At 48.9% G+C, this 8,634-nt stretch carries 8 protein-coding genes; all 8 read left to right on the top strand.

Going from position 1 to position 8,634, the window contains the following annotated elements; translation table 11 throughout:
• Positions 1-280: 280 nt before the first annotated feature.
• The 8 genes from era to DW677_RS00435 all read left to right on the top strand — a co-directional run bounded on the left by era (position 281) and on the right by DW677_RS00435 (position 8,363).
• Positions 281-1,183: a GTPase Era gene (era, locus tag DW677_RS00470; protein WP_015555002.1), complete on the top strand. Its 903-nt coding sequence runs from the start codon at positions 281-283 to the stop codon at positions 1,181-1,183.
• A 3-nt stretch (positions 1,184-1,186) separates the two neighbouring features.
• Positions 1,187-1,840: a DNA repair protein RecO gene (gene recO / locus DW677_RS00465; RefSeq protein WP_015555001.1), complete on the top strand. Its 654-nt coding sequence runs from the start codon at positions 1,187-1,189 to the stop codon at positions 1,838-1,840.
• A 123-nt stretch (positions 1,841-1,963) separates the two neighbouring features.
• Positions 1,964-2,605, top strand: coding sequence for a hypothetical protein (locus DW677_RS00460; protein WP_117470601.1), 642 nt, complete (start codon positions 1,964-1,966; stop codon positions 2,603-2,605).
• 142 nt (positions 2,606-2,747) lie between these two features.
• Positions 2,748-4,136, top strand: a complete 1,389-nt coding sequence (locus DW677_RS00455; RefSeq protein ID WP_117470602.1) for a glycine--tRNA ligase — start codon at positions 2,748-2,750, stop codon at positions 4,134-4,136.
• Between the two features lie 144 nt (positions 4,137-4,280).
• Complete coding sequence (locus tag DW677_RS00450; protein ID WP_165860005.1) at positions 4,281-4,868, top strand: Maf family protein; 588 nt, start codon at positions 4,281-4,283, stop codon at positions 4,866-4,868.
• 16 nt (positions 4,869-4,884) lie between these two features.
• Positions 4,885-5,859, top strand: a complete 975-nt coding sequence (locus DW677_RS00445; protein ID WP_117566288.1) for a peptidylprolyl isomerase — start codon at positions 4,885-4,887, stop codon at positions 5,857-5,859.
• 267 nt (positions 5,860-6,126) lie between these two features.
• The gene (locus DW677_RS00440) at positions 6,127-6,618 is read left to right on the top strand and encodes a DUF5721 family protein (RefSeq protein ID WP_015554996.1); all 492 of its coding nucleotides are present in this window, start codon (positions 6,127-6,129) and stop codon (positions 6,616-6,618) included.
• A 62-nt stretch (positions 6,619-6,680) separates the two neighbouring features.
• Positions 6,681-8,363 carry a M3 family oligoendopeptidase gene (locus DW677_RS00435; protein WP_117552022.1) on the top strand — a complete coding sequence of 561 codons (1,683 nt, stop codon included), beginning with the start codon at positions 6,681-6,683 and terminating at the stop codon, positions 8,361-8,363.
• Positions 8,364-8,634: the final 271 nt, after the last annotated feature.

Here is an 8,634-nt window from a genome sequence, read left to right as displayed (position 1 = left end):
ACAGCGAGATATTTAAGGAGATCAAGCCGCTGTTTGCATAATACCAAGGGAAAAAAGGCCGGAACTTCGACGCAGGCTTGCCTGCAAGAGAAGTTTTGACCTTTTGGCCCGCCAAAAGCATGAGTAAGTAGCCATTTTTCGAAGAAAAATGAGCGGATTACGAATGCTTTTGAAGGTGCTATGTGCCGGTGGCACATGTCCAGCACCGACCGGAGCGAAGCGTAGATGCGGGAGCAATTCGGTATGGGAGAGATACATATAAAAGAATTAAGGAGATTTCATGAAAAAGGGATATAAATCTGGTTTTGTGACATTGATCGGACGCCCGAACGTTGGTAAGTCCACGCTGATGAACCACCTGATCGGACAGAAGATCGCGATCACATCGGAAAAACCGCAGACCACGAGAAATAGGATCCAGACTGTGTATACAGATGAACACGGGCAGATTATCTTCCTCGATACACCGGGCATCCACAAGGCAAAAAACAAACTCGGTGAGTACATGGTGAATGTTGCGGAGCACACACTCCGCGAGGTGGATGTGATCCTGTGGCTCGTGGAGCCGGGGACCTACATCGGTTCCGGTGAGCAGCATATCTTAAAGGTGCTGCAGACGGTAAAGACACCGGTGATCCTCGTCATCAACAAAATCGATACGGTGAAGAAAGAGGACATCTTAAAGACTATCGAGACTTATAAGGACGCGTACCACTTTAAAGAGGTGATCCCGGTATCCGCGATGAAGAAGACAAACACGGATACCCTGATCCACACGATCTTCCAGTATTTGCCGGAAGGACCGCAGTATTACGATGAGGACACCGTCACGGACCAGCCGATGCGCCAGATCGCCGCGGAGTTGATCCGCGAGAAGGCACTCCGCATGATGTCTGACGAGATCCCCCACGGAATCGCAGTCACCATCGAGCGCATGACAGAGCGCGATAACGGCATGTTTGATATCGACGCGACGATCATCTGCGAACGTGAGTCCCATAAGGGAATCGTCATCGGAAAAGGCGGCCAGATGTTAAAACGCATCGGTACCTCCGCCAGGATCGAGATCGAAAACCTTATGGACACGAAGGTCAACTTAAAGCTCTGGGTCAAGGTCCGCAAGGAATGGAGAGATTCCGAGCTCTACATGAAGAACTACGGTTATAATTCGAAAGACATTTAAGATATGAGAGAACAGGTGATTCTGACCGGGATGGTCATCAAATCCGCCCCGGCGGGCGAATACGACAGAAGACTTGTGATCCTGACCTGTGAACGGGGAAAGATCACGGCTTTCGCCAGAGGCGCAAGAAGACCGGGAAGCACGCTGATGGCGGCATCCGCGCCTTTTGTATTCGGCACGTTTGCCCTCTATGAGGGCCGGGATGCCTACTCTCTCGTCTCTGTGGATGTACAGAACTACTTCCGGGAGATCACGGAGGATATGGAGGCGGCGTGTTACGGCTCCTATTTTCTGGAGTTTGCGGACTACTACGGGAGAGAAAATCTGGAGGCAGTGGAGACCTTAAAGCTTCTCTATCAGTCCCTCAGGGCGCTCTTGAAAAGCGCGATCCCCAATCGCCTTGTGCGGGCAGTCTTCGAACTGAAACTCATGGAGATCAACGGTGAGTATATGGAAAAGCCTCTGGGAAGACTGGAAGATTCCACGATCTATACATGGGAGTACGTCCTTGCGTCGCCGGTGGAAAAGCTCTATACCTTTACGGTCACAGAGAAAGTTCTGGAAGAATTTACGAAGTGCGTAGCGGAAAATAAGCGGCGATTCGTAGATAAAACCTTCCATTCACTTGACATTTTGGATGTTCTTGTATATAAATAGGGTAATCCTTAAAAATAGCGGACATCTGTGCGGCTTATTCGTACAGTCGGAGATACCGGAATATCCGTGCGTAACGATGAAGGTACTGGAGCGTTACGGATTTTTAGGGATAAGGAGGAATTCATGAAAAAAGGACAGACGGCAGCAGCCATTCTCCTTCTTTCGCTTGCCTTAAATGGCTGCGGCGGAGGAAACGGAACGACCGCATTTGCCCCGACGGAGTCCAGCCTTTATGTCACAAAGGAAGGCACCGTCACAAGCGCGGATGTGGAGTCCTACGAGAATGATTACTACAGTGCTGATGAATTAAAAGCTTACGCAGAAGAAATGCTGGGCGTGTTTGAGAGTGGAAATCAGTCCGGAAGCAGCGAAAAAAAGGCTGAGATCGCGGAATGCACCGTGAAAGACGGAACCGCAAAGCTTCTCATCACATTTCCGGATGCGGAGGAATATCTTCGCTTCGCGGAGGAATATCCGGATACTGAGAGTGGGATCCGGATTGAGAGCCTGGATGTCGTTTCCGTTCCGGATGGGGTGGAAAAGGGCTATATCGTCGGATCCACGTTCTACAAGGCGGGAGACGAGAATACCGAGGTCTCCGCTGTGGATATAACAAAACAGAAAAAGCTCTATGTGGTATGTGTGAAGGGCAGCGCAAAGATCCAGACAGACGGACAGGTCCGGTATGTGTCTGAGGGTGTGACCCTTAACGGAAGTATGGCCGAGACACCGGAAGGTGAGACGTCCTATATTATATTTAAATAGTGAAAAACTGTTCAGCTGGTCTGCGCGTTTTCCTGCGCCGGCCGTAAGAAAACACTGTTTGAAGGGCTGGACAGTTACAATAGAAGAATTACTCTGCCGCGCAGACCAGCACGGACAGAAAGAGATCAAGAGGAGAGTCACAATGGAAAAGACAATGGAAAAAATTGTAGCACTTGCGAAATCCAGAGGCTTTGTATATCCGGGTTCCGAGATTTACGGAGGTCTTGCAAACACATGGGATTACGGCAATCTGGGCGTAGAGCTTAAGAATAACGTAAAGCGCGCATGGTGGAAGAAATTCGTTCAGGAGAATCCGTACAACGTAGGTGTTGACTGCGCGATCTTAATGAACTCCCAGACATGGGTAGCATCCGGACATATCGGCGGTTTCTCCGATCCGTTAATGGACTGTAAGGCATGTAAAGAGCGTTTCCGTGCCGACAAGCTCATCGAGGACTACATGGCAGAGAAAGGCGTTGAGCCGGAGACTCCGATCGACGGCTGGAGCCAGGAGCAGATGAAGAAGTATATCGATGATAACCAGATCCCGTGTCCAAGCTGCGGAAAGCATGACTTTACTGATATCCGTCAGTTCAACTTAATGTTCAAGACATTCCAGGGCGTTACCGAGGATGCAAAGAACACGGTTTACTTGAGACCGGAGACAGCACAGGGTATCTTCGTAAACTTCAAGAACGTACAGAGAACATCCAGAAAGAAAGTTCCGTTCGGTATCGGACAGATCGGTAAGTCCTTCCGTAACGAGATTACACCGGGTAACTTCACATTCCGTACCAGAGAGTTCGAGCAGATGGAGTTAGAGTTCTTCTGCAAACCGGGTACAGACCTTGACTGGTTCGCATACTGGAAACAGTACTGTATCAAGTGGCTGCAGGATCTCGGCATCAAGCCGGACGAGATGCGCGCCCGCGACCATTCTCCGGAAGAGCTTTGCTTCTACAGTAAGGCAACCACAGACCTTGAGTTCTTATTCCCGTTCGGCTGGGGAGAGCTTTGGGGAATCGCAGACAGAACCGATTATGACCTGACGCAGCATCAGAATGTATCCGGTCAGGATATGTCTTACTTTGATGATGAAGTAAATGAGAAATACATTCCGTATGTAATCGAGCCGTCTCTTGGTGCAGACCGTGTGACACTTGCATTCCTCTGCTCCGCATACGACGAAGAAGAATTAGAGGGCGGAGATGTGCGTACCGTTATGCACTTCCATCCGGCGATTGCACCGGTGAAGGTTGGTATCCTTCCGTTATCCAAGAAGTTAAACGAGGGTGCAGAGAAGGTATATGCAGAGCTTTCCAAGTACTATAACTGTGAGTTCGATGACAGAGGAAATATCGGTAAACGTTATAGAAGACAGGATGAGATCGGTACGCCATTCTGCGTAACCTATGACTTTGATTCTGAGACAGACGGAGCTGTAACCGTTCGTGACAGAGATACCATGGAGCAGGTTCGTATCCCGATCGCAGAGTTAAAGAGCTATTTTGAGGAAAAATTAAGCTTCTAATTACTGGAAAAATCAGTGATTAGGACAGGATGAGGCGGCTGGATCTTATGTCAGACCGCCTCTTTCTTCTATAAAATAGAAAAATGCGATAGTTTGAGTATGAAACTGTCCGTGCAGGAAAGACATAAAGGAAAGAAAAACAAGATGGAAAAGAAGAGAATCATCCTGGCATCCGGTTCCCCAAGACGGAAAGAACTGCTTCTGCAGATCGGAATCGTCCCGGAGATCATCGTGAGCCACGTGGAGGAGAAGATCACATCGGATGAGCCCTCGGTGGTAGTTATGAGCCTTGCGGAGCAGAAAGCCGTTGATGTTGCGGAAGATATGCCGGAAGGCGCGGTAGTCTTAGGATCTGATACGGTCGTTGCGGCAGATGGAAAGATCCTCGGAAAACCGAAGAGCCATGAAGAGGCATATGAGATGATAAAAAGACTCGCGGGACGCAGCCATCAGGTCTATACGGGCGTGTGCATCGTGAAAAAAGGAACTGCGGGAGAGGAAGATACCGTTGTTTCTTTCTACGATGAGACGGACGTGAACGTGTCCACGATGACAGAGGCGGAGATCCGTGAGTACGCGGATTCCGAGGAGCCCATGGACAAGGCGGGATCTTATGCGGTCCAGGGATTTTTTGCGAGATATATTGAGGGATTAAAGGGATCCTACGCGAATGTGATGGGACTTCCGGTGCATTTAGTGTACCAGAAATTGAAAGAACTTGGCGCTGTGTAGAAGTGGAGACAGAAATATGGGAAAATGGAACCGATGGGGACGGACGCTTGCGGCGGTCGTCCTCGCGGCAGCAGTCGTCTGCGGATGCGGCGTGAAGGAAACGCTGCTTTCCGGCAGAAAAAGTGAAAGAGAGTACGGGAAAGCCGAGACCATGGTGATCGTCACCACGGAGCGGCTCCGTTATGAAGAATTATATACAGACAAGATCTGGGATACGGTGGTGGACGAGTCTGGAACTACCTTCGAGGAGACATTGCTGTCCCAGATCCATGATTTCTTAAAGGAATTAAAGACCATGAGCCGCATGGCGGACGAGGAAAAAGTCACGCTCTCCGGAAAAGAGCGGGAACTGGCAAAACAGGCAGCGGCTCAGTACATGAAAGAACTGAAAAACGCCGGGGAGAGTTCCGAAATCGACAAAGATGTGGTAGAATCTTTATATGAAGACTACTGGAAGACCGAAAAACTGGTGGAGACGCTGACGGGCAGCGTCAACCTGGAAGTCAGCGACAGCGAGGCGAAGGTCATCACCGTGGATGAGATCGTGCTCTCCGATAAGGATCAGGCGGATGAGGCGTTAAAGAAAGTCCAGATGGAAGGAACCGACTTTATGACCGTCGCAAAGGGGGTCTCCGAGGATCAGGAGATCGAGAAGAAGATCTCCAGAGGCTTGAGACCGGAGGCTTACGAAAAGGCTGCTTACGCCCTGGCCACAGGGGAGACCAGCGATGTGATCGAGGCAGATGGAAAATATTATATCCTGCGCTGCGTCAACGACTACGATGAAGCTGCCACAAAGGTCCGGAAGGAAGAGATGGTCCGGGAGAAGAGGAATGAGGTGTTTTACGAGACCTACTCGGAGTACGCGGCGAAGGTCCATCTCGCGAAGGATGACAGCCTGTGGAAGAATCTCTCGATAACAGATGGAGAGAGGACATCGGCGGACTTTTTCGAGATATTTGAAACAGTATGTAAAGGTACAGACAGTTAACAGCTTAAAAATATTCACCAGGTCCGCACAGCTGTAATGACATAAGAGTATATTTTAAGTTACTGTACACGGGTAGGAATTTTCTGAACTGAAAATTCCGTACAATACAGTGGTGGTAGTGGATTTTGCCGATTCGGAATGCGAAGCATCGGCAAAATCAGTTACTGTTTGCGCAAAGCGTGAACAGTAACTATTTTAAGCAGGACAGATATGGAACAGGTAAAAAGTTCCAGACATAATCAGGGAAACAACATGCGGAGGTAAATAATGGTTGCATTAAAGATCGAAGAGCAGAAAGCGTTTACGGCAGGGCTTTTCATCGGGGAGATCTTTGATAAATTTCTGGTGCGGGAAGCGGAGATCGTGACCTACAACCAGTTCACGATCGACGGAAAGGTCCGTCAGGGCTATTTTTCCGAAGAGGAACTGGAAGAAAACAGGATCGAAGAGTACTCTTCATGGAAGACCTTAAAGCCGGTCTGCTACTCCTTAATAAAAGGAAAACGGCTTCCGGAGAGCTTCCGCATTGTATTTCAGATGCCCCCATCCGCCAGAGACCGGTTCGTTGCCGGAAAAATCCCGGGAATCTATCCAGATCAGGTCGGCGGGCTTTACATCAATATCCAGTATGAGAACCACGAGATGATCTGCGTTACGGGGACGTCCATGAAGCAGTTTACCTTGGACAGGACGTTAGAGAACGAGTGGGATGAGAATGTAAAGAAGTTCTTAAAAAAGAACGGGGTAGTCTTTAGTTAGGCACCCGCCCCTGCGGGCAGCAGGGAACGGGATGAGAAACTTGGGGAAAGGGGTTACTTATCATGAAAAAATTTGCAGAGCTTCAGTATGTCCGTCCGGACATGGAAAAAATCTTCGCGCGCGTATCGGGGGATATCGCAGTGTTGAAGGAAGCAAAGAACTACGAGGAATTTCGGAATGCCTATATGGATTATGTGGAAGCCGACACAGAGCTTGAGACATCAAAGACTGTCGCCCATATCCGGAATACGATCAATCTTTTAGATGAATTCTATGAGGCGGAGATGGTATATTTCAACAGCCAGATGCCGAAATATGAAATCCTGAAAAAAGAGATGGGCGAGGTGATCGTGGCATCTCCGTTTAAGGCTGAGATGGAAAAAGAATTCGGCACGATCCTGATCCAGAATATGGAGGCCCAGAAACAGCTTTCTGACGAATCTATCGTGGATGATCAGGTGAAAGAGGCAGAGCTTGTCAGCCGCTTTATGAAAACGCAGGCGGCCGCTACCGTGGAATTTAAGGGAGAGCAGATCGGAAACTACGGACTCTTAAAGATCATGCAGAGCACAGACCGTGCGGAGAGAAAAGAGGCGTTTGAGGCATGGGCAAAGCTCTATGAGGGAATTGCACCGACGTTAGAGGAGGTTTATGACGGTCTTGTAAAGGTCCGTGCCGGTATGGCAAAGAAGCTTGGATTTAAGAGCTTTATTCCGATGGGATATCTGCGCCGCCGTCGTTTTGACTATACGGAAAAGGAGCTGGAGGTATTCCGGAAACAGGTCCGCGAGGTCGTGGTTCCGGCAGCGGCAAAGCTGTACGAGCGTCAGAAGGAAGCTCTTGGGATCGATACACTCTATTATTATGACGAATCCATCGCTTCTCCGTCCGGAAATCCGGTTCCGATCGGAGATAAGGAATATCTTGTCGGCGAAGCCCAGAAGATGTACCGTGAGCTTTCCAAGGAGAGCGGAGAGTTCTTTGATTTCATGATGGAGTACGAGCTTTTCGATCTGGACTCCAAGCACGGAAAACGCGCCGGCGGATACTGTACGACACTCCCGCAGTATCATGCACCGTTTATTTTTTCAAACTTTAACGGAACCGACGCAGATGTCAATGTTCTGACCCATGAGGCTGGTCACGCGTTTGCAGGATTTACAGCGGCAAAATACCAGAAGACCCCGGAATTATGTCATTCCACCAGTGAGATCAATGAGATCCATTCCATGAGCATGGAGCTCTGGACTTATCCGTGGATGGAGAATTTCTTTGGAGATAAGGCAGAGGAATACCGCAGAGAGCATCTGGCAGACGCTCTTATGAAGATCCCGTATATGCTCTGCGTAGACGAATATCAGCATAAGGTATTTGAAAATCCGGAAATGACCACAATGGAGCGGAGAGCAGTCTGGAGCGGTCTGGAGAAGATCTACATGCCCTGGAGAAATTATGCAGGAAATGAGTTCCTCGAGAGTGGAGCATTCTGGATCAAACAGCAGCATATCTTCCTGTATCCGTTCTACTATGTAGATTACGCGATGGCACAGATGGGCGCCTTTGAGTTCTACACAAAGATGAAGGAAGACCGGAAGGCAGCCTGGGCAGATTATTATAAGCTCTGCGCAGCGGGCGGATCCATGGGATACTTCGACCTTCTGAAATACAGCGGACTTCACAAGGTGCTGGAGGATGGTTCTGTGAAGATCATCCTGAAGGGCGTGTTTGAGGAGTTAGGGCTGTAAGAGTACTGTTGGGAGAAAACAGAATTGTTTTCTTACGGTCAGCGCAGCAAGTGCGCAGACCTACTGAACAGTTACATGAAATCTAAAATGAGGCAGTGGGACATATTCTTTTTAGAGTAGTTCTGCTGCCTCTTTTATACACAGATAATGAGCCTAAATGCGCGTATACATGAGACATGGCATTTATTGAGCAAAGTTCGCTGTTTTTCGGAAGCCTTCCAGAGAACGGAAAAAATTGTAACATTTACTCATTAGTTTTCAGAAAAAAGTA

The organism is Clostridium sp. AM25-23AC (genome assembly GCF_003435125.1).
Taxonomy (GTDB): domain Bacteria; phylum Bacillota; class Clostridia; order Lachnospirales; family Lachnospiraceae; genus Pilosibacter; species Pilosibacter fragilis.
The sequence above is the reverse complement of the archived record's forward strand: the minus strand, read 5'-3'. Positions and strand labels throughout refer to the sequence as shown.